The 21,867-nt window shown below is 54.8% G+C and carries 18 protein-coding genes and 1 pseudogene; 13 read left to right on the top strand and 6 right to left on the bottom strand.

Annotated elements, in window-relative coordinates:
- Nucleotides 1-399: 399 nt before the first annotated feature.
- The 4 genes from IYV58_RS05380 (at nucleotide 400) to IYV58_RS05365 (ending at nucleotide 4,739) form a co-directional block, all read left to right on the top strand.
- Entirely contained in the window at nucleotides 400-1,443 is a 1,044-nt protein-coding gene (locus IYV58_RS05380) for a TRAP transporter substrate-binding protein (protein ID WP_112165891.1), read from the top strand.
- A gap of 70 nt (nucleotides 1,444-1,513) precedes the next feature.
- Nucleotides 1,514-3,388: a TRAP transporter large permease gene (locus IYV58_RS05375; RefSeq protein WP_112165893.1), complete on the top strand. Its 1,875-nt coding sequence runs from the start codon at nucleotides 1,514-1,516 to the stop codon at nucleotides 3,386-3,388.
- Between the two features lie 119 nt (nucleotides 3,389-3,507).
- A complete protein-coding gene (locus IYV58_RS05370) occupies nucleotides 3,508-4,272 on the top strand; it encodes an SDR family NAD(P)-dependent oxidoreductase (RefSeq protein ID WP_049115075.1) in 765 nt (254 codons plus the stop codon).
- 47 nt (nucleotides 4,273-4,319) lie between these two features.
- A complete protein-coding gene (locus IYV58_RS05365; RefSeq protein ID WP_049115076.1) occupies nucleotides 4,320-4,739 on the top strand; it encodes an RbsD/FucU family protein in 420 nt (139 codons plus the stop codon).
- A 43-nt stretch (nucleotides 4,740-4,782) separates the two neighbouring features.
- Here the strand turns inward: IYV58_RS05365 and IYV58_RS05360 are convergent, their stop codons facing one another.
- From IYV58_RS05360 to IYV58_RS05345, 5 genes and pseudogenes are all read right to left on the bottom strand, one after another.
- Nucleotides 4,783-5,829, bottom strand: a complete 1,047-nt coding sequence (locus IYV58_RS05360; protein WP_004129248.1) for a LacI family DNA-binding transcriptional regulator — start codon at nucleotides 5,827-5,829, stop codon at nucleotides 4,783-4,785.
- Between the two features lie 395 nt (nucleotides 5,830-6,224).
- Nucleotides 6,225-6,971, bottom strand: coding sequence for an SAM-dependent methyltransferase (locus IYV58_RS28250; RefSeq protein WP_117085590.1), 747 nt, complete (start codon nucleotides 6,969-6,971; stop codon nucleotides 6,225-6,227).
- Between the two features lie 408 nt (nucleotides 6,972-7,379).
- Nucleotides 7,380-7,757, bottom strand: a pseudogene (locus IYV58_RS28245) (class I SAM-dependent methyltransferase); the annotation flags it as partial.
- Between the two features lie 113 nt (nucleotides 7,758-7,870).
- The gene (locus IYV58_RS05350; protein ID WP_142446300.1) at nucleotides 7,871-8,422 is read right to left on the bottom strand and encodes a GNAT family N-acetyltransferase; all 552 of its coding nucleotides are present in this window, start codon (nucleotides 8,420-8,422) and stop codon (nucleotides 7,871-7,873) included.
- A 10-nt stretch (nucleotides 8,423-8,432) separates the two neighbouring features.
- The gene (locus IYV58_RS05345; protein ID WP_004129235.1) at nucleotides 8,433-8,690 is read right to left on the bottom strand and encodes a YjhX family toxin; all 258 of its coding nucleotides are present in this window, start codon (nucleotides 8,688-8,690) and stop codon (nucleotides 8,433-8,435) included.
- Between the two features lie 583 nt (nucleotides 8,691-9,273).
- On the opposite strand from IYV58_RS05345, the gene uxuA reads away from it, so the two are divergent.
- The 5 genes from uxuA (at nucleotide 9,274) to foxA (ending at nucleotide 16,301) form a co-directional block, all read left to right on the top strand.
- Nucleotides 9,274-10,458, top strand: a complete 1,185-nt coding sequence (uxuA, locus tag IYV58_RS05340; protein WP_004129234.1) for a mannonate dehydratase — start codon at nucleotides 9,274-9,276, stop codon at nucleotides 10,456-10,458.
- Between the two features lie 76 nt (nucleotides 10,459-10,534).
- Nucleotides 10,535-12,010: a fructuronate reductase gene (locus IYV58_RS05335; protein WP_142481789.1), complete on the top strand. Its 1,476-nt coding sequence runs from the start codon at nucleotides 10,535-10,537 to the stop codon at nucleotides 12,008-12,010.
- Nucleotides 12,011-12,147: 137 nt separating this feature from the next.
- Entirely contained in the window at nucleotides 12,148-12,924 is a 777-nt protein-coding gene (gene uxuR, locus IYV58_RS05330; protein WP_142469810.1) for a Uxu operon transcriptional regulator, read from the top strand.
- Nucleotides 12,925-13,078: 154 nt separating this feature from the next.
- Nucleotides 13,079-14,071 (top strand): helix-turn-helix transcriptional regulator, encoded by a 993-nt coding sequence (locus IYV58_RS05325; RefSeq protein WP_049115082.1) that lies wholly within the window; start codon nucleotides 13,079-13,081, stop codon nucleotides 14,069-14,071.
- Nucleotides 14,072-14,192: 121 nt separating this feature from the next.
- Nucleotides 14,193-16,301, top strand: a complete 2,109-nt coding sequence (gene foxA, locus IYV58_RS05320; RefSeq protein ID WP_195729463.1) for a ferrioxamine B receptor FoxA — start codon at nucleotides 14,193-14,195, stop codon at nucleotides 16,299-16,301.
- A gap of 40 nt (nucleotides 16,302-16,341) precedes the next feature.
- On the opposite strand, the gene IYV58_RS05315 is transcribed toward foxA, so the two are convergent.
- On the bottom strand, nucleotides 16,342-16,551 hold the full coding sequence (locus tag IYV58_RS05315) for a hypothetical protein (protein ID WP_232391403.1): 210 nt from the start codon (nucleotides 16,549-16,551) through the stop codon (nucleotides 16,342-16,344).
- Nucleotides 16,552-16,848: 297 nt separating this feature from the next.
- On the opposite strand from IYV58_RS05315, the gene gabD reads away from it, so the two are divergent.
- From gabD to IYV58_RS05295, 4 genes are all read left to right on the top strand, one after another.
- Nucleotides 16,849-18,297: an NADP-dependent succinate-semialdehyde dehydrogenase gene (gene gabD / locus IYV58_RS05310; protein ID WP_004129222.1), complete on the top strand. Its 1,449-nt coding sequence runs from the start codon at nucleotides 16,849-16,851 to the stop codon at nucleotides 18,295-18,297.
- Between the two features lie 338 nt (nucleotides 18,298-18,635).
- Nucleotides 18,636-20,039: an undecaprenyl-phosphate glucose phosphotransferase gene (locus IYV58_RS05305; RefSeq protein ID WP_004129221.1), complete on the top strand. Its 1,404-nt coding sequence runs from the start codon at nucleotides 18,636-18,638 to the stop codon at nucleotides 20,037-20,039.
- Nucleotides 20,029-21,315 carry an outer membrane beta-barrel protein gene (locus IYV58_RS05300; RefSeq protein WP_195729462.1) on the top strand — a complete coding sequence of 429 codons (1,287 nt, stop codon included), beginning with the start codon at nucleotides 20,029-20,031 and terminating at the stop codon, nucleotides 21,313-21,315. Before IYV58_RS05305 ends, IYV58_RS05300 begins: the two co-directional genes overlap by 11 nt.
- Nucleotides 21,312-21,866, top strand: coding sequence for a polysaccharide biosynthesis/export family protein (locus IYV58_RS05295; protein WP_004129216.1), 555 nt, complete (start codon nucleotides 21,312-21,314; stop codon nucleotides 21,864-21,866). The genes IYV58_RS05300 and IYV58_RS05295 overlap by 4 nt, the downstream gene beginning before the upstream one ends.
- The last annotated feature ends 1 nt before the right edge of the window (nucleotide 21,867 follow it).

The raw sequence follows: 21,867 nt of genomic DNA, 5'->3' as shown, positions 1-21,867 counted from the left end.
TCCCGAATAACCAAGCTGATATCTTGCAAATCATGGCAGGATAAATCAAGCAAAGGCATCTCGCGCGGCGCTGCGCATCGACTGCTTATCAGGAGCTACCGCCTACCCGTATATATCAATAGCGGGCCAGCTCAACTAAACAGTGACTAAACAGTGGAATCCTCATTTCCATTTTGTAACACACCTTGGCAAATTAGCGATACCCGCCACAAAATTCACATATCACTCCCAATGATATAGCAAGCATCTTGCATTTGCAGAATGAGTCCGTTAGCGTCTGTAACGTTACACTAAAACGTTACAGAAGAAAGAAACACCCCTTTTTCGTTAAACCTACTGGCTGATTTAGCCATGCCAGAGAGCCTTATCGCGACCCCTACACTGTGAGAAAGGATAATCATGATGAAAACAAAACTGCTTCGTTCCGCCAGACTTTTTCTGGCATTCGCTTGCCTCGGTACCGCACTCATAGCTGGTAGTGCGCTGACCGCTTCAGCACAGGCCGCCATCAATTTTCGTGTGTACTCTTCTTTGCCGGCTGATGATTCTTCCGCACACTATATTTGGTTCAACCGTTTCCAGGAAAATATCAATAAAAACGAGAGGTTAAAAGGCCAGATTAAGCTCAATTACTTCGCAAACGCGATGCTGGGCAAAGAGGCTGATGCCACTCAGCAGGTGCGAATCGGCGCCATTAACATGATGATTTCAGGCACTTCAATCTGGGCGACGCTGGTACCCGAAATTGGCGTTCTTGATTTGGGGTACCTGTTTAAAGATTACGATCAGGTCGGAAAAGCACTGGATGGCAAAGTCGGCGAAAAGCTTTCCAGCCTGATGATGGATAAAGCAAACGTTATGGTACTGGGCTATGGCTATAACCTCGGCGCACGTAACGTGTATACCAAAAAGGTGATTGAAAAACCGGCGGATTTAAAAAACCTGAAAATCCGCGTGCTGCCGGTTCCCAACTTTATCGCCACGCTAAATCACATGGGTGCCGTTGCCATTCCCATGCCGGGCGGGGAAGTTTACTCCAGCCTACAAATGGGCGTTATCGACGGAGTGGAACACGATGCCCCAACCATCTACGCCAGCAAATACTATGAAATTATCAAAAACGGTACACTGACTCGCCACAGCTATAACCCGCTGATGATTGCCATGAACAAGAAAAGCTTCGAGCAAATTCCGCAACCCTTACGCGCAGACGTGCTGGCCGCGGCAAAAGAAGCCACCGAGTACGAACGTCAGCAGGCCAGTCAAAAAGAGCTTGAGGCGATTAAAAACCTCCAGGCTAAAGGAGTGACCTTCCGGGAAACCGATCGCGCTTACTTTGCGCACGCCGTACAGCCCATCTGGAAAACCTTCCTTGATAAATATCCTGATTTAAAACCGATGATGGATGAGTTCAGCGCTACGGCGTTGAGCGCTAAACCATAAGTCGGGGAGCGTCGCCCACGCGGTTCAGCCGGGACGACGATATAGCTATAAACCATGTGAGGAGTTCATCATGGCTGATATCTCTATGAAAACAAAGGATGAAAATACTTTGTTGACGCTATTGGGGCAGATAAGCAAAGGCCTAACCTGCTTCACCTCCTGGGCCGGAGCGCTGGTATTATTTATCAACGTCCTGGTGGTATTTGCTTCCGTTATCTGGCGTTATGCGCTGCATTCGCCCATTCATTGGGCGGAAGAGGTGGCGCGCGCGCTGATGATTGCCCTGGTCTTTTTTGGTGTCGCCACCTCAACCGGCAGAGGAGGACATATTGGCGTCGATCTTTTCCTGCGCTTTCTACCTGATGCCATTCGACCGTATGTCGTGCATGCCAGTCGCTGGATCCTGTTCCTGGTCTCCGTCGGCCTGGTCATCTCCAGCTACGATCTCGTCCAGGCTGCACGGCTACAAACCACCGAAACGGGCTTACCGCAAACCATCTATGTGATCCCGGTCCTGATCGGCTCCGTGGTGATGATGGTGGCTGCGCTGGAACATGCCCTACGCGAACGTGCGAAGATCGTTCTGCTCAGCGGTGCGGGGATCCTGGCGCTGGCGGCACTGGGGTATCTGAAACTCTCGCTGATGGCCGATCCAGCCAGCGCGGCTGCCGGACTCATGCTGATTTGCTTTGTCTTAGGCATCCTGGCCGGTGTGCCCATTGCCTTCACGCTCGGCATGTCGGCAATGGTATTTTTTATCTGCGACCCTTCCCTGCCGTTTGTTTTCTTTTCACAGCAGGTCGCGGCAGGCGTTGATCACTTTGTCCTGCTGGCAATTCCATTCTTCTTACTTGCCGGTGCGGCGATGGAAATCAACGGCATGTCAACGCGTCTGGTGGAGCTTATTGTGCGTGGCATGGGGCGCTTTCGCGGCGGGCTGAATATGACAACCGTGCTGTCGATGGCCTTCTTCTCCGGCATCTCGGGTTCAAAGCTGGCAGATGTGGCAGCAGTAGGCGGCGTGTTAATGCCCGCAGTACGCCGGGCGAAACAAGACGGTGAAGAGGCCGCCGGGGTCTTTGCTGCATCTGCGGTAATGGCAGAAACCATTCCACCCTGTGTGAACCTGATTGTAATGGGGTTCGTCGCCAATATCTCTATCGGCGCGCTGTTTATCGCCGGTCTGGTGCCGGCAGCCTGCCTGTTGGTGCTGTTAATGGTGGCCGCCAACCGCTTTGGCGGGAAAATCAACGTCAGCGAAGCGTACCCGGTATTGCGCCCGCGCACCCAGCTTTATCTCGGCGCCGCCGTCGGTCTGGTTATGATATTCATGATTGGTCGCGGAGTGATGATGGGGATTGCCACATCAACGGAAATTTCAGCTTTTGCCGTCATCTACGCCATTGTAGTGGGCCGACTGGCGTTTCGTGAGCTGACGCTGAAAGCGACGATAAAAATGTTTGTTGATATTGCAGCGATGTCGGGTGTCTTACTGTTCATCGTGGCCTGCGCTACCAGCTTGTCCTATGCCCTGACGATACAAATGATCCCCCAGCAGATCGCTGAACTGCTGGTCGGAATTGGTATGGAGCAAGGTGCCTGGCTGTTCCTGATATTAACCATTGTGATTCTGATTATCTTTGGCGCAGTTCTCGAAGGCGCGCCAGCGCTGATTATCTTCGCTCCCATCCTGGTGCCTATTGCCATTCAGCTTGGTTTTAATCCCTTGCACTTTGGCATCGTGATGATCATGGCGATGGGTTTTGGCTTGTTTTCCCCGCCTATCGGCTTGGGGTTATATACCACCTGCGCTATTTGCGGCGTGGAGATGAAACATGTGATTAAACCCATGGCGAAATATCTGGCGGTGGTTTTTGTCGGCATCATTATTGTCGCCATGGCCCCTCCTTTAACCACCTGGTTGCCAGGGCTCGCCGGCTATTAATTATTAGATCCTGCTATTTGCCACGCTCAGATGGCAGGGACACCCATGCAAATAAAACGCTAACACCATGCCAGATAAAAAATCTGGCACCGTCTAACGCTGTATAACGGGAGTATACAATGGGAATATTAACGGGTAAGAAAGCCTTTATTACCGGTGCCGAACAAGGTATTGGCAAAGAGAGTGCGAGAAAACTGATCGAGGCCGGATGTGATATTTATATACATTATTTCAGTGGTGAAGAGGGCCCACAGGAGTTAATCGCTTTAGCCGAACAGCAGGGTTCTCGCGCGGCCTGCGGTTTCGCTGATTTAACCAATGAGGAAGATGCCGCACGCTGCGTGGCGAATGCGGCGGAATTTTTGGGAGGCATTGATATTCTGGTCAATAACGTCGGCGGTATTATTGCCCGCAAATGGCTGGGAGAGATTGAACCGCATTTCTGGCGTACAGTTATCGATGTGAATATGACAACGATGATGAACGTCACCCAACAGGCGCTGCCCTGGCTGAAAGCGGCCCCTGAGGGCGCAAGTATCGTTAACCTGGCTTCCCTGGCCGGACGTTCTGGCGGGCATGCCGGCTCTCTGGTTTATTCCACTACCAAGGGTGCCGTACTGACATGGACACGCTCGCTGGCCGCGGAATTAGGTGAATATGGCATACGCGTTAATGCCGTTGCGCCAGGGTTAATTCTGGGAACGCGTTTTCATAACCAGCATACGACCCAGGCCTCAGCCGATCGGACAATTCAGGAGATCCCTCTGGGACGGGCGGGCACGCCGGAAGATGTGGCAAGGGTCATTTGCTTCCTCGCGTCCGAATATGGTGGTTTTGTTTCCGGCGCGACCATCGATATCAATGGCGGGGTTTATCGGGCTTAAAAATATGGCGGGTATGCATACCCGCCAGCGTATAAAAGGTAGGGTATATGATCAAGGCAGATATTATTCATCCTGATTTATTACAGGCACTGGCACAATGCGGGCATAAGGCGAACATTTTAATCGCTGACGCTAACTACTCTTTTTTAACCAATACCTCCGCGCAGGCACGTATTATATGGCTTAATTTTTCACCGGGACTGATTGGTAGCGTGATTATTCTCGAGAAAATCCTCCAGTATATAAATGTTGAAAAAGCTACGTTGATGAATAGTCCGGCGGATTTCGATAATACTATCGAGCGTGAGTATCGGAGCCTGCTAGCAGCAACTATCGAATTTGAACATGTTGAGCGCAATGCATTTTATTTACAGGCGAAAACGTCGGACACGATCCTGGTCATCGCTTCCGGTGAAACGCGCCGCTTCGCCAATATTCTGCTGACTGTCGCCCCAACGCTGGTATGAAATAAAGAGAAGAACAGGCTGTTCTTCTCTTGTCGTACTAACCTCAGGTATCTGCACTACGCACAGATTGCCGGGAAACCAGCGATGGAGGGAATAAAAACTCGGCAGGCGGGATAGATGCGTTATCTATCCGCATAATCAATCGGTCTACCATCACCTCTGCCATCGTTTTCAGCGGCGGCATGATAGAAGTGAGCCCTGGGAAAATCAGCCCGGAAAGTGAGATGTTATCGATGCCTACAATAGATATTTGCTGGGGTATATTGATTCCCGCCTGGTGCAGGCCGGTCATCAGTCCGATACCGAGCGCATCGTTAATCGCCACGATACCATCCGGGAGGTTGGATTGCTGGCTGATTTTTAACGCCAGCGCGCGCCCCAGCTCTGTCATTTCTGTGTCGCCATAGGCCGCCATCGCCTGTCCTTCCACGATCATCCCATCGCGGTATAACCCCTGCTCTTTTACCGCGCAAAGAAACCCTTCTATTTTGTGTGCGCGGCTCGGCGTCATTCCGGCCACGGTGGCAAACGCCAGACGACGACACCCCTGCGCGATAAGATGTTCTGCGGCCATTCGCCCCGCAGCAATATTGTCCATTGAGATGCTGTCGAGGGAAAAATTACCCGTCTGTGCCCGCGCAGGCATACGGCCATCATAGTTCACCATCACCATGCCCTGCTCTACCGCGCGAGCAAAATGCGGTTTTTCGATATCGCATGCGGCGACGATAATCCCCCGAACGCCATGGGAGAACATATCATCCAGAAATGCTTCTTCTTCTTCGATTTGCCGATAGGTATTACCAATCAGTACTCGATAGTGCCGCTCTTTCGCTGCCAGGTCCACTTCACGCGCCAGCGCCGCGAAACTCGGATTAACTATCGATGGCACCAGTAAACCAATCATTTTGGCCTGGCCGGTCTTTAACTGTTGCGCCACACGATTCGGAAAGTAGTTCAGCGTCTGCATGCTCTGCTGGATGCGAGTCAGCGTTTCAGCCCGCATTTGATCGGTACGACCGTTCAGCACATTGGATACGGTGCTCACGGATACGCCTGCGTGTTTTGCGACATCACGAATATTCGCCATACCTCTCCTTTACGGCAATGAATGAATGGCATCAGGCATAACGGTCAACGCTGCCATCTTATTATAAATTATGCACTACAACGGTTTAGTGTAACGTTACAGACGATGCTGTCAATGCTATTGCCTGGACGGGAGAAAAATTCTGTTATACCAGGCCATATGCTCTTCAAACTTGCTTACAGGCGGATCGTCGATGGGCGAGTCCGCCATCATTCCGCACGAAGTTCATTCGCTTTTTGCAGAGCTTACGGATGACTCATCCCTTCACGCCATGAGTCGCTTTGATTATCACTTTTGGGGCAATTTTCTTCGTACAGACATTGTTTATTAAAGAACATCCGCAACATTAAGCGCGATACCCCGGCATAGCCTTCCTGCTATGCCGGGTCTTTCAACTACCGCTTGATTAACGCAAACACGCCCCAGCCAAAGTATTCACGCGTATAAGTCGCATGGCGTTTTGGCGCCATCGTCAGCTCCGCCCTGACTTCTGACGCAAAGTCATCATCGGGGTTTTCCTCTAACCAACGGCGCATGGTGAGCCATTTCGCCGCTTCGTAGCGGTCCCAACCTTCCTGGTCCGCCAGTACCATTTCGACGAGGTCATAGCCAAGCGCATCGTAAGAGGAGACCAGATCGGCAAGCGTCAGAAAGTCGGCGAGCGAAGAGGCGCCACAGGCCTGTGCTATCTCTTCCGTTGCCGGTACCTGCCGCCAGTACGGTTCGCCGATCAGCAGCATACCGCCGGGCTTGAGGCTTTTGCTCAGCAGCGCGATAGTCCCGGCGACGCCGCCGCCGATCCAGGTCGCGCCCACGCAGGCGGCGATGTCGCATTTTTCCTCGGCCACATAACCGGCGGCGTCCTGGTGAATAAACATCACGCGGTCAGCAACGCCGAGCTCTTCTGCCCGCAGCTTAGCCTGCTGGCTGAACAGCGCGCTCATGTCGACGCCGATGCCGCGAATGCCGTGATCGCGCGCCCAGGTACAGAGCATCTCCCCCGATCCGCTGCCGAGGTCGAGTATGCGGGTTCCGGCCTTCATCCGCAGCACGCGGCCAAGGGCGGCATATTTTTCCGGCGTAAACGGGTTATGGATGCGGTGAGCGCTTTCACTAATGGTGAAAATACGTGGGATATCCAATGGTTGAATTCCTTTTATGGGTGTTGCGGAAAGAGAACCGGGAACGTTTTTTTCGGCCAGCAGCGCGTACAGCTTACCGGCAAAGGTTTCGCTGACCGGCCATTCCGCCTCATCCGGACGGGTAATGGTGGTCAAACCCGCCGTACGCAGCAGATCGAGATAAGCATCATCACGCCATGCGGTCATCTGACTACCGAAACGCGTCACCTTGCCGCTCTCTTCAATCGCCATGAACAGCGTGGAGCTGGTTTGCTCCGCCGGATCCCAGGCGTGCTCGGTCAGAAGCAGGTGCGGAATATCCAGAAACAGCCCCTGCGGACAGCGCTGCCAGCCGGGCTCGGCCATTCCCTGACGTTTAACTTCCGCATAGGTATGAACCTCGATGAGCAGCTTTCCCCACGGAACCAGCCACTGCGCGCAGCGGTTGACCAGCGAGCGAGCCTCAGCTGCGCTGAACACGTTCAGTTCACCGAAGGTCATCATGATGAAATCAAACTGTGTTTCCGGCGCGTAGTCGCGAACGTCCTGCTGGTGATAGACAATATCAAGCCCGGCCGCCTGCGCCTGCTGCCGGGCCCAGGCGATCGACGCTGGTGAAAAATCCACGCCCGTACAGCAGAAGCCGCGCTCGGCCAGCAGGCGCGTGTAAAGACCCGGCCCGCAGCCGAGGTCGAGAATGCGGGCGCCGGCGGGCAGCTGTCCGGCAATCCACGCCACCTGTTGTTCTATAACCGCCTGCCTGCGGCTGGCCCAGTCGTGCTCCTGCGACAGATGGTTCTCCAGCATACGCTGGCTAAACGCCGGTTCATCCCAGGGGATTTTGCGCTCCTGGGATGACAACGTGATATGCCTGGAACCTGTAATAATCGTGCCAATAGTCATCATCATCTCCTTATTGATTACTCGCGCCAGTGCTCGGGTTTCATTAACGCCCGGGCGCACTGTATCTGGCCCGTTCGCCCCAGCGGCTGAGACGAAAGCCGCTGTAGCATCCAGCAGGCTTTATGCGCCTCGGGAATCGGATAAGGCGCCGGATAGCCTTTATCTCCCGCGCATGGCTCAAACCCGTGCCTGGGGTAGTAAGTGGCGTGGCCCAGAACAAATACCGTCTGGCTTCCTATGGCTTTCAACTGCTCAATGCCGTGCCGGATAAGCGCTCCGCCAACGCCCGCGCCCTGGTATTCCGGCACCACCGCCAGGGGAGCAAGGATGTGCATCATCGGCGAGTCCGGCTCCCCTTTGAACATCGCCCGGGTGAATAAAATATGCCCAACCGCCTTTCCGTTATGCCTGGCCAGCAGCGATAACGTCGGGCAGGCGCTCTCATCGTTGAGCAAAGAGGCCACCAGCCTGGCCTCTTTGCTGTAGCCGAAAGCCCGGGTTTCGACATTGAGAATGTCATCGGTATCGCCTTCAGAGGCGACATGAAAAGTGAAGCTGTGGTTTGTCATCAGAGGCTCCTTAGCGATTGTCCAGCTGTGCGCGGACGTTGTTCAGCCCGGTGGTATTGATGCGGTAGGGCTGTCCGTTGACGGACTTAATCAGCTTTTTGGTTTTGAGTTTTTTGAAAACGGCGAGCGTGCAGTCGCTGAGCAGGAGCCCTTCGCGGCTGTAGCATTCAACAGAGGTGACGCGGCCTGATGTATCGCGAACGTGCGCGATCCGGCCACCTTTAGCGAGAACGTGTAAGGTACGTTGTTCCTGACGGGATAGATTCATACTGAAGAAACCTGTTAATCATCATGCGTAAAAACGAGCCAACACCCGCAGGTGTTCGCGTAAGGTTTAAGCGCAGCGATAACCAGTCCGGCCTGAAAAGGTCGGGAAGCTGATTATCTGATGATGACATTCTCCAGCATCAAAGCCTCGGTGAGAGTTGAAAAGGTATTTACCAGCGAAATAATAACACGCAGTTTTTATATGGAAATCGTTATAGTCAAAAAGTGTGATCTGCAGCGAGCCCGTACGCTTCCTGGCGCTTATGGTCGACATGTTGACGCCATTGGTTAACCATTTATACAGGCATGACGCGCGGGGCCCTATACCTTTCTGAGCTTCAGCAGGATCTATAGGCGCTACTCAACGGGTCTGAAATGACGTCGGGCCCTTCACCTATGCCATTAGCGAATCTCCATCACATTTTGGTTTACCAATTCACCTTACACGGTTGACTTGTTCGACCAATTGGAGGAACTTATACGCCATATCGTCTGGTTTCTCCTCCGTTACGATGGTTGACCGGAACCGACGCTCCCATCAAAGCAGCGGCCTGAAGCAGGTCAACAACGTGAAGAGGTTAAGCATGGAACAGACATGGCGCTGGTATGGCCCTAACGATCCAGTCACTTTAGCTGACGTCCGTCAGGCAGGCGCGACCGGGGTGGTTACCGCCCTGCACCATATTCCGAACGGCGAAGTGTGGACGGTTGACGAGATCCTCAAGCGTAAAGCCATCGTGGAAGAAGCCGGCCTGGTATGGTCGGTGGTCGAAAGCGTACCGATTCACGAAGAGATCAAAACCCATACCGGCAACTACGCGCAGTGGATCGCTAACTATCAGCAGAGCCTGCGCAATCTGGCCCAGTGTGGTATTCGCACCGTGTGCTACAACTTTATGCCGGTCCTCGACTGGACCCGTACCGACCTTGAGTACGTCCTGCCGGATGGCTCCAAAGCCCTGCGCTTCGATCAGATTGAATTCGCCGCCTTTGAGCTGCATATCCTCAAGCGTCCGGGCGCGGAAGCGGACTACACCGCCGAAGAAGTCGCCCAGGCGAATCAGCGTTTCGCCGCCATGAGCGATGAAGATAAAGCGCGCCTGACCCGCAACATCATCGCCGGTCTGCCGGGTGCGGAAGAGGGTTATACCCTCGACCAGTTCCGCCAGCACCTTGCGACCTATAAAGATATCGATAAAGCCGCGTTGCGCGAGAATTTCGCCGTCTTCCTGAAGGCGATTATCCCCGTCGCCGAAGAGGTTGGCGTACGTATGGCGGTACACCCGGACGATCCGCCGCGCCCGATTCTCGGCCTGCCGCGCATCGTCTCGACCATTGAAGATATGCAGTGGATGGTTGATACGGTGAACAGCATGGCGAACGGCTTTACCATGTGCACCGGCTCCTACGGGGTCCGCGCCGACAACGATCTGGTTGATATGATTAAGCAGTTTGGCCCGCGCATTTACTTCACCCACCTGCGATCTACGCTGCGCGAAGAGAACCCGAAAACCTTCCACGAAGCCGCGCATCTGCATGGCGACGTGGACATGTACGAAGTGGTGAAGGCGATTGTTGAAGAAGAGCACCGCCGTAAAGCGGAAGGCAAAGAGGATCTTATCCCGATGCGTCCTGACCACGGCCACCAGATGCTCGACGACCTGAAAAAGAAAACCAACCCCGGCTATTCCGCGATTGGGCGCCTGAAAGGGCTGGCTGAGGTCCGCGGCGTTGAGCTGGCGATTCAGCGCGCTTTTTTTAGCCGCTAATTCCTGACTGGTGGGGCCGACAGCGCCCCGCCTTTATCCCTTCGGTCGCCTGTTGCGGCCCATCCTGGAGTTTGCTATGACTGCCACCCTTGCCGACAGCAACCTGCCGGTTACACGCCCTGCGTGGGATCGTTCTCGCCTGGAATCCCGCATCGTACACCTGGGCTGCGGCGCGTTTCACCGCGCGCATCAAGCGCTTTACACCCATCATCTGCTGGAAACCAGCGACAGCGACTGGGGCATCTGCGAAGTCAACTTGATGCCGGGCAACGACCGTGTCCTGATTGAGAATCTGAAAAATCAGCATCTGCTTTATACCGTGGCGGAGAAAGGCGCTGACAGCACCGCGCTGAAAATTATCGGCTCGATGAAAGAGGCGCTGCATCCGGAAATCGACGGCTGCGAGGGCATACTGCGTGCCATGACGCGCCCGCACACGGCTATCGTCTCCCTGACGGTAACGGAAAAAGGTTACTGCACCGATGCGGCCAGCGGCCAGCTCGATCTCAACAACCCGCTGATTCAACACGACCTCGCCCATCCGGCGACGCCGAAATCCGCCATAGGCTATATCGTCGAAGCGCTGCGCCTGCGCCGCGAGCAGGGGCTTGCGGCCTTTACGGTGATGTCCTGCGATAACGTCCGCGAGAATGGCCACGTGGCGAAAGTGGCGGTGCTTGGCCTGGCCCAGGCGCGCGACCCGCAGCTGGCGGCGTGGATTGAAGCCCATGCCACCTTTCCGTGCACCATGGTTGACCGCATCGTGCCCGCAGCGACGCCCGAAACCCTACAGGAGATTGCCGACCAGCTTGGCGTCTACGATCCGTGCGCTATCGCCTGCGAACCGTTCCGCCAGTGGGTGATTGAAGATAGTTTCGTCAACGGCCGCCCGGAGTGGGACAAAGTCGGCGCCCAGTTCGTTGAAGACGTGGTGCCGTTTGAAATGATGAAGCTACGGATGCTCAACGGCAGCCACTCTTTCCTCGCCTATCTTGGCTACCTCGGCGGCTATGAAACCATTGCCGAGACCATGACCAACCCGGCATACCGCGAAGCGGCTTTCGCCCTGATGATGCAGGAGCAGGCTCCGACGCTGTCGATGCCGGAAGGCACCGATCTTCAGGCCTACGCCACCCTGCTGATTGCCCGCTTCAGCAACCCGTCTCTGCGCCATCGTACCTGGCAGATCGCCATGGACGGTAGCCAGAAGTTGCCGCAGCGCCTGCTTGACCCAATCCGTCTGCATCTGCAAAACGGCAGCAGCTGGCGTCACCTGGCGCTCGGCGTGGCGGGCTGGATGCGCTACACCCAGGCGATCGACGAACAGGGGCAGCCGATTGATGTCGTCGACCCGCTGCTGGCGGATATCCAATCGATCAACCAGCGTTATCAGGGCGCGGAACGCGTCCCGGCGCTGCTAGCGCTAAGCGGAATTTTTGCCCACGATCTGCCGGACAACAGCGATTTCGTGGCGGCGGTGGCGCAGGCGTACCAGCAGCTGTGCGAACGCGGCGCCCGCGCGTGCGTGGCGACGCTCGGCGCCGGCCTGTAATCACCTCTCCCTGTCACGGGTCAACTGAACAACAGCGTGGTTGACCCGTTTTCCCTCTCTCAGCGCAGAGAGATGCCAACCCGGCGGCCAGATGCTATAGTCAGCCACCGGGCTATCGCATCTCACAACATAACATCATGAAATCACAAACTTCTCAGCACAGACCCTACCAGGAAGTCGGCGCGTTGATCCGCGATCTGATCATCAAGACGCCCTATCGCCCCGGCGATCGCTTACCGCCGGAGCGCGAGATCGCCGAGATGCTGGACGTCACCCGTACCGTAGTTCGTGAAGCGCTGATCATGCTGGAAATTAAAGGGCTGATCGAAGTGCGCCGCGGCGCCGGGATCTACGTGCTCGATAACGCCGCCGGAGAAGGTGCGGCGGAGAGCGCGGACATGAACCACTGCAATGACGCCGGTCCGTTTGAACTGCTGCAGGCCCGCCAGCTGCTGGAAAGCAATATCGCCGAGTTTGCCGCCCTGCAGGCGACCCGGGAAGATATCATCAAAATGCGCCAGGCCTTACAGCTGGAAGAGCGCGAACTGGCCAGCAGCGCGCCGGGCGGCTCCGAAAGCGGCGATATGCAGTTTCACCTCGCCATCGCCGAAGCGACTCATAACAGTATGCTGGTAGAGCTGTTCCGCCAGTCATGGCAGTGGCGGGAGAATAATCCCATGTGGATCCAGCTGCACCGCCATCTCGGCGATACTCACTACCGCCAGGAGTGGCTGGTGGATCATAAACGGATCCTCGCCGCCTTAATCAAAAAAGACGCCCGGGCGGCCAAGCTCGCCATGTGGCAACATCTGGAAAACGTTAAACGGCGCCTGCTGGAGTTCTCCAACGTCGACGATATTTACTTCGACGGCTACCTTTTTGACTCCTGGCCGCTGGACAACGCGGACGCCTGACCTCTTCTACAAGCGCGCGGACATCGCCCATCCACGCGCCCCTTGCCGCGACGCCGCAATCATTGATAATGATTCTCATTTTATTGTCGCTCTGCCCGCGTAATGGTAAAGTTACCCTATCTGATGACGCCCCCTCTCCGGTGCCGACAACCGCATGAACAAGACAACGACGCACAACGAACCCGCCCGCCAGGCGCCGAGAAAAACGTTCTCCGTCAGCGAGTTTATGGCGTTTGGTGAACGATACGGTATCGACTACCGCTTCCCGCTGCTGCGGCAAACGCCAGAGCCCTCGTACGCCAGCCCTGTGCTGCGGGGAGAAGTGGAAGAGATGACGCTGCCCTGCGGAATGTGCGTCACCCATTCTGATGTTCACGTGTTGCAGCCCTATGAGACCACCTCCCGCCACAGCAGCCCGCTCTATATGCTGGTGGTGCTGGAAGGCTGTGTCGCCCTGACCCTCAACGGGGAGCAGCACCTCGTCCGTTCCGGGATGGCGTTCACTTCGCGTCTTAGCGAACAGCAGACGATGCGCGCCCGCCACGATGCCGACAGTCGACTACGTACGCTCTCCCTCGGACTCTACCCGGACGGCGCGTGGCGCGACGGCCTGCTCAATTCATTGATGCGCGAATGGGAAAGATGCCAGACGCCAACGCTGATCTGGCAGATACCGGGTTTTCTGCTGAGCGGGCTAGAGTACGCGCAGCAGAGTTCGCCTGGCCGCGTTTCCCGCCAGCTGATGCTGGAGGGGCTGATTCTTCAGCTGTTTGGTCACGGGCTGAGCGTATGCCAGGACGAAAGCACGAAGCATATCGCCCCGGCGGGCGGCGAACGGCAGCGGCTGGAAAGGGTTCGCCGCCTGCTGGAACAGGCGCCGGAAAACGACTACACCCTGAACGAGCTGGCCCAGCGGGCGGCGATGAGCTCCAGCAGCTTACGCAGTAAGTTTCGCCAGGCATACGGCTGCTCGGTCTTCGACTACCTGCGCGACTGCCGCCTGGCACGGGCAAGAGGCTATCTGCTTGAGGGCTATAGCGTACAGCAGGCGGCCTGGATGTCGGGCTATCAGCACGCCACCAACTTCTCGACCGCTTTTCGTCGGCGCTACGGCATCTCGCCCTGCGATGTGCAAAAGGCGGGCTAATCCATTTTTCCTCTTTTTGCGAAAAATAGTCAGCGGCTTTGGCAGCGCGCATACGTATCCTGGCATTGCGCATAGTTATAGAGAGCATCAAAAAGGTAATAATTCTTATTAACAATTAGAAATGCCTTTGGAGATGTTCATGTTTGCGAAAACTCGCCTGGCGCTACTGGTAGGATGGGTGACCGGCGGCGTCGCTTTCCCGCTGCTGGCCCAGGAAACAACTAAGAATGAAACCATCGTGGTCACTTCGCAGATGCAGAGCGGCGCGACCAAAATTGCCACACCGGATATTGAGACGCCGCAGTCGGTGTCGATTATCACGCGCGAGCAGTTTGAAGAACAGGGCGCAATCAGCGTCCGCCAGGCCGTGAGCTATACCCCCGGGGTTTACAGCAACCAGATTGGCGCCTCCAACCGCTTTGACTATATCGTCCTGCGCGGCTTCTCCGACGGCAGCCTGGATAACGTCTATCTTGACGGCCTGAAAATGATGGGCGATACCAACTCCCATAGCTCGCTGGTGGTCGATCCGTGGTTCCTCGAAAATATCGAAGTGGTGCGCGGCCCGGCCTCAGTGCTGTACGGCCGCTCTTCGCCCGGCGGCATCGTCGCCCTCACCTCGCGTAAACCTTCATTCGATCCCGGCGGTGAAATCAAGCTGTTTGCCGGGAATAACAACCAGCGCGGGGCGGCGTTTGACGTCACCGGGGCGCTGGACGATAACGATCGCGTGGCGGCGCGCTTAAGCGGCATGACCCGCTATGCGGACTCACAGTTTGATACCTTAAAAGAGCAGCGCTATGCGATTATGCCCAGCCTGACCTGGCGCATCACCGACCAGACGCGGCTTGATTTAATGGCCTATTTGCATCGCGACCCGGAAGGCGGCAGCCACTCTGGCCTCCCTTATGAAGGCACCGTGGTACCGCACTACGGTAAAAAAATCGCTAACACCTTCTTTGAGGGCGAAGATGATTACGATAAGTATGACCGCCGCGAAAACATGGTCGGCTACAACTTCGAGCATATGTTTGATAACGGCTGGTCGGTGCGGCAGAAGCTGCGCTACCTGCACACCAAAGTCGAGCTGAATCAGGTCTATGCCGCGGGCTGGCTGAACGAAAGCGAGCTGAACCGCGGCTATTCTGGCTCGGACGAAAAGATGAACGCCATCACCCTTGATAACCAGCTCGACGGCAGCGTCGATACCTGGGCCGTCAACCATCGCCTGCTGATGGGGATCGACTATCAGGACCGCAGCAACGACACTACCGGCTACTATGGCGCATTTCCGGCCATCGACGCCTTTAATCCGGTCTACGGCGCGAAGCCGGATTACATCACCATGTACAGCCGCGAGAAGCACAAGCTGCGTCAGACCGGCTACTATCTGCAGGATCAGATGTCCTGGGAGCGCTGGCGCTTCACCCTCGGCGGGCGCTACGACCAGGTCAGCGTGTCGAATATCGATAAGCTCAATCAAACGCGCAGCGATCTGGATAAGAACAACTTCAGCACCCGCGCCGCGCTGCTGTATCTGTTCGATAACGGGTTTGCCCCGTACATCAGCTACTCCACCGCCTTTACGCCCACCAGCTTCGCCGACGAAAACGGCAACGTGCTGGATCCGATGAAAGGCAAGCAGTGGGAAGCCGGGCTGAAGTATGAGCCGGAAGGAATGAATAGCCAGTTCAGCGCCTCGGTATTCCGCATCAATCAGACCAATATCGCCACCAAAGAAGAGCCGACCGATCCGTATCGTTCGATTGGTGAAATTGAGTCGAAAGGGGTGGAGCTGGAAGCGATTAGCCAGCTAACGGACAGCTTCCGCCTGCAGGCCGCCTATACCTACACCGACATTCGCTATAAGAAAAGCAGCCCTGAAGAGCAAGGTAAGCGTGCCGTTTACGCGCCGCGCAATCAGGCCAGCGCCTGGCTGAGCTATGATGTGAAAAGCGGCCCGCTGGATGGTCTGACGCTGGGTTCCGGTATGCGCTACGTCAATGGCATTACCAGCGACCGCCTGAATACGCACACTCTACCGTCCTATACGCTGGTGGATATGGCGATTGGCTATGACCTGTCGAAGGTGGGAATTAAAGGCCTCAGCGCCCAGCTGAACGTCAATAACCTGACCGACAAGAGCTACATTGCCGCCTGTAACTCGCTCTCCTACTGCTACTTTGGCGCGGAGCGCAGCATCGTCGGCAGCGTCTCCTGGAAGTTCTGATAACGTTAAAAGCCCGGAGTTTTTGGCTCCGGGCAGCCGGTTAATCTTCCGCTTTATGGGCCCACGCGGGCATGGCGGTTAAATAACGCATCGCCCGCTTGCGTGATTCCACGGGCCCGACCTTCTGCCAGGAATCGAGGAACTCAGCCAGGCCGGAGACGGCATCTTCCCATGACTTAAGCTTCCCCTCGCTATCGCAGCACCAAGCGCAATAATCGTCGCTTGCGCTTTTCGCACCTTCGGCGGACATCGGCATTCCACAGGCCTGACAAAACCTTTCTTGCTGTGACATAGAGCGCTCCTTTCTTGCCAGTTGAGCATAAAAAATACCGCATTTTTTGCACAATAACGTACCGCCAGTTCAAATAACCGTAAATTAATGATGGTTATTGCAGCCGTAGAACCCCCGGCTTCCTGAACGCGTTCGACTACACTAAGCAGGGACAGATGTTTGACGCCGCTGGGTCTGCCGGGAGTATCAATCGATGGCAGCCCCCGCCGAGCCGGACGCATTCACTGCTAAAACAGATTAAGACAGGACGCAACCATGCAACTTAACGACCCTACCCTTTTTCGCCAGCAGGCAATGATTAATGGACGTTGGCGCGACGCCAGCAGCAAAGAGACCCTTGTGGTCACGAACCCCGCCAACGGCCAGCAGCTGGGCAGCGTGCCCAAAATGGGCGCCGGGGAAACCCATGAGGCTATCGATGCCGCCGCCCGCGCGCTGCCCGCATGGCGCGCCCTTACCGCCAAAGAACGCTCCAGCATCCTGCGCCGCTGGTTTGAGCTGATGATGGAACATCAGGACGATTTGGCGCGCCTGATGACGCTGGAACAGGGAAAACCGCTGGCGGAAGCAAAAGGTGAAATCAGCTACGCCGCCTCCTTTATCGAGTGGTTCGCGGAAGAGGGCAAACGCATCTACGGCGACACCATTCCCGGCCATCAGGCTGATAAGCGGCTGCTGGTGATTAAGCAGCCGATCGGCGTGACCGCCGCTATCACCCCGTGGAATTTCCCCTCGGCGATGATCACCCGCAAGGCGGGCCCGGCGCTGGCCGCTGGCTGCACGATGGTGCTCAAGCCCGCCAGCCAGACCCCGTTCTCCGCGCTGGCGCTGGCGGAGCTCGCCAACCGCGCCGGGATCCCCGAAGGGGTATTTAACGTCGTTACCGGTTCGGCCAGCGAGGTCGGCGGTGAGCTCACCGGCAACCCGTTAGTGCGCAAACTCTCCTTTACCGGCTCGACGGAAATTGGCCGCCAGCTGATGGAACAGTGCGCGAAAGATATCAAGAAGGTCTCGCTGGAGCTCGGCGGCAACGCGCCGTTTATCGTTTTTGACGACGCCGATCTGGATAAGGCCGTCGAAGGCGCGTTGGCCTCCAAGTTTCGTAATGCCGGACAGACCTGCGTCTGCGCCAATCGCCTGTACGTCCAGGATGGGGTTTACGATCGCTTCGCCGAAAAGCTTCAGCAGGCGGTCAGTAAGCTGCAAATTGGCGATGGTCTACAGCCGAATGTCACTATCGGGCCGCTGATTGACGAGAAAGCGATCGCTAAAGTGCAGGAGCATATCGCCGATGCGCTGGGCAAAGGCGCGCGGGTAGTAACCGGCGGGAAAGTCCATGAGCTGGGCGGTAATTTCTTTCAGCCAACGATTCTGGTGGATGTCCCCGGCGACGCCAAAGTGGCGAAAGAAGAGACCTTTGGCCCCCTCGCCCCGCTATTCCGCTTTAAAGATGAAGCGGATGTCATCGCTCAGGCCAACGACACCGAGTTCGGCCTCGCGGCCTATTTCTACGCCCGCGATCTGAGCCGCGTTTTTCGCGTCGGCGAGGCGCTGGAGTACGGCATTATCGGGATTAACACCGGCCTTATCTCTACCGAGGTCGCCCCGTTCGGCGGCGTGAAATCTTCCGGTCTCGGCCGCGAAGGTTCGAAGTATGGCATTGAGGATTACTTAGAAATCAAATATATGTGTATTGGTCTTTAGCCGATAAACGCGCCAGTCTCCGCTGGCGCGGATTTTTTAACGCTCGAGTACGGATCGGCCAGGAAATGTCGCCAGGACGGCCGTTAGTTTGCCACCCGGGTCTCCCCCTATTTAACCGTAATCGTCCTTCTTTATGCTTAAGATCATGATAAAAGTATTATTGCCCGGAAGGAAAAGTTATCTCCCCTCAGTCCGGGGCATGTTCGACATAAGATTAATCGTAGGCTACAATAATCAACGCCAAGCTAAAGCTTAATTTTTGAATAGATTCATAGACATAAATTCAGCTCTAGAGAAGGACAGGACATCATTTTATTGACTATAAAACGAGCAAAAAGATGACGGATAGCACCATTAAAATTTACAACGCCCGCTATAGTAAGCTGATGAAGTTACTGGATTTTTTTGCCGTCAACCTGTTCATTTTCGCTTATTTAAAATACTTTTTCGTCGAACCCTCAACGGCCTCTCTGTTCCTGGGAATCATATATTCTCTGATTTTTATCCGGGCTAATGAACACTTTCAGTTATATTCCGGTCAGTTCAAGGGACAATATTTAAAAAAATTAACTAAATTGTTTTTCAGCGTCAGTATAAGCGGCTTGTTATCATTTTTATTATTCGTAAGCGCCGAACTATTGTTGAACAATCACGCCAGCACAAACGCGGTGCGCTTAGCTGAAATTATTGTGCTGTGTTCGATGGCCATATTTATTAGCATGTTTCTTATTCGCGTTATCACCAGCCGCTATTTTTTCAAATCCAGACTCAAGGTAGCTATTTTAGGCATAACGCCAGCCGGGCTGGCCATCGAGCAGGCGCTGTTTAAGGAGTATACCCACGACGGGATTGATATAACCTTCTTTGAGGATCGCGCCGTTCAGCGCGACAGTCGCCTGCTAAGCATTGAGAAAAAAGGCAACTCACGAGACCTGCTGGCGCTGGCGAAAGCCGGAGAAATCGATGAAGTCTATATTGCCCTGCCGATGGTCGCCCAGCAGCGTATTCGCCAGTTCTTGAATGAATTTTCCGACACCACCGTGGACGTATTCCTGGTGCCGGACCTCTTTTCCTACAGCTCACATATTTCTCAGTTGCGGATGTTCGGCAATATTCAGACAATCAGCATTTTTACATCGCCTTTCGAAGGTGAAGGCGCGGTACTCAAGCGTATTGAAGATATCGTGCTTGGCGCTTTTTTTACCCTGGTCAGCCTGCCGGTCATGCTGGCGGTGGCGATCGGCATTAAGCTAACTTCGCCGGGCCCGGTGCTGTTTAAACAAAACCGTTACGGCCTGAACGGTAAACAGATCCCCGTCTGGAAGTTCAGAACCATGCGCGTGATGGAAAACAGCGCGGTAGTGACCCAGGCGACGCGTAACGATCCGCGCATTACCCGCTTCGGCGCCTTTTTACGAAAAACCTCGCTTGATGAACTGCCGCAGTTTTTTAACGTGCTGCAGGGAACCATGTCGATTGTGGGTCCACGCCCTCACGCGGTCGCGCATAATGAGCAGTATCGCGTGCTGGTGGAAAATTACATGATCCGCCATAAAGTGAAGCCCGGCATTACCGGGCTGGCGCAAATACACGGTTTTCGCGGCGAAACCGACACGATTGATAAAATGGAAAAACGCATTCAGTACGATCTGGAATATATTCAGTCGTGGTCGCTGCTGCTGGACATCAAGATTGTGTTTTTAACGTTTTTCCGCGGATTTGTGGGGAAGAATGCGTTCTGAACTCACTTTTCTCGCAGGTTTGCTGGCGATGCCTTACGCATGGGCTGACCTGCAGGCAAAACCCCATACCGGTGTGGCTGGCATCGATTTCGAGAGCCAGGTGGGTTATGACGTCGGTTACAATGACAACGTGACCTGGCAACGCTACGGCGGGAATGAAATCGGCTCAGCTTATCAAGGTGTTAAGCCGATTTTTAAAGCCATCGGCGAGCGCTACGAGGACCGCTATTTACTGATGTACTCCGGCGATTACCGCCGCTACGCCAGCGATAGCGCAGATAACCGCGACAACCATTTTTTTATGTTTAACGGCAAGTGGCGCTTCGGCAGCATGCACGGGCTGTCGTTGGATCTCGATGAAACGTTCGGCCATGAAGAGCGCGGCCGCGATACCACCGAGGGTTTTCTCCCCGAGCAGTTTAAAGAATTTGGCATTAATCAGCCTATCGCCACGCGCTTCTTTAACAGCGAATTGCGCTATAGCTACGGCGCCCCGGAAGGGCGCGGCAAAGCAGAAGTTGCGCTAATGCATAAGCAGCTGCGCTTTCGCAATCTCGACAGCATTGAGGACGCCAGCGCCGACTTTCATTACTACATGCACGATCAGGAGTGGCATGAAAACAGCCTGGTCGCCGAACTTTTTGATCAAAAAGCCAAAACGCTGCGCTATCGCTACAGTTTTATTACCAACCAGCGTCGCTATGAGCTCAACCCGTTAAAAGACAGTAATGAATATTATCTGCTGGTCGGCATGAAAAATCGCCTTTCCGGCAAGACCGAGATCAACGGTAACGTCGCCTGGCTATATAAAGATTTCATCCATAACCCCGACTCACAGGGGTTCAACGGCCTGAACTGGGATATTAACGCCGACTGGAAACCGCTTGAACAGATAAAGCTCAACTTACACAGTTCACAACGAATAAAAGATCCCACCGACTCCGGCGGCTATATTCTGGTATCAAATTTCGGTGTGGGATATGAGCACCATTGGCTGGTCGACAGATTCTCCACTCTGGTTGATTACTCTTATATTACAGAGGATTACAAACACCAGACCAACGGACGCAAAGATCAATCAAATCTCGTGTCGCTCACCTTCAACTACGACTACCGTCCATCCGTTAATTTTCAGCTGAAGCTGCAATGGAACACGATGCATTCTAATAAAGAAAAAGATGCCTTTTATATTGGCCCGGATTATAACCATGAGGTCGAGCGCACGCTGGGCTACAACGACTCGGCCGTTATTTTTATGACGCAGGTACAAATATGATCCTTAACTATGGAAAACGGGTGATGGTTTCTCTTCTGGCGCTATGGCTGGCGGGCTGTTCAGCGCCGCCGCAGACGATCCGAACGCCGCCGGATGCCGTTTATCATCTGGACCAGGGGGATGAGATCAATATCGCGGTTTCCGGCGAGCAGGATCTCACTATGCGCGTAAAAATCGATAATAGCGGCAGCGTTGATTATCCTTATATAGGCTCCCTGATGCTGAAAGGAAAAACGCCGGAACAGGTCGGCAACGAAATTGCCGATAAGCTGCGCGGTAACTATCTACAGGCGCCCATGGTGACCGTGAGCATTGCCGAATACCGTAAAATTTATCTGTTAGGCGAAGTCAAAAAACCGGACGGTTACGCCTGGGAACCGGGCTTAACCGCTGAAAAAGCCATTGCGCTGGCCGGTGGATTTACCGATCGCGCCGATCGCCATGACATCCGCATTCGTCAGTTTCGCAGCGGTAAACTGCTGGAAAACGTCGCCGCCGACTCCTCCGTACAGGCTGGAGATACCATCATCATTGGCATGAGTTTCTTCTGAT

Source organism: Klebsiella sp. BDA134-6 (assembly GCF_015601345.1).
In the GTDB taxonomy this organism is placed as follows: domain Bacteria; phylum Pseudomonadota; class Gammaproteobacteria; order Enterobacterales; family Enterobacteriaceae; genus Klebsiella; species Klebsiella grimontii.
The sequence above is the reverse complement of the archived record's forward strand: the minus strand, read 5'-3'. Positions and strand labels throughout refer to the sequence as shown.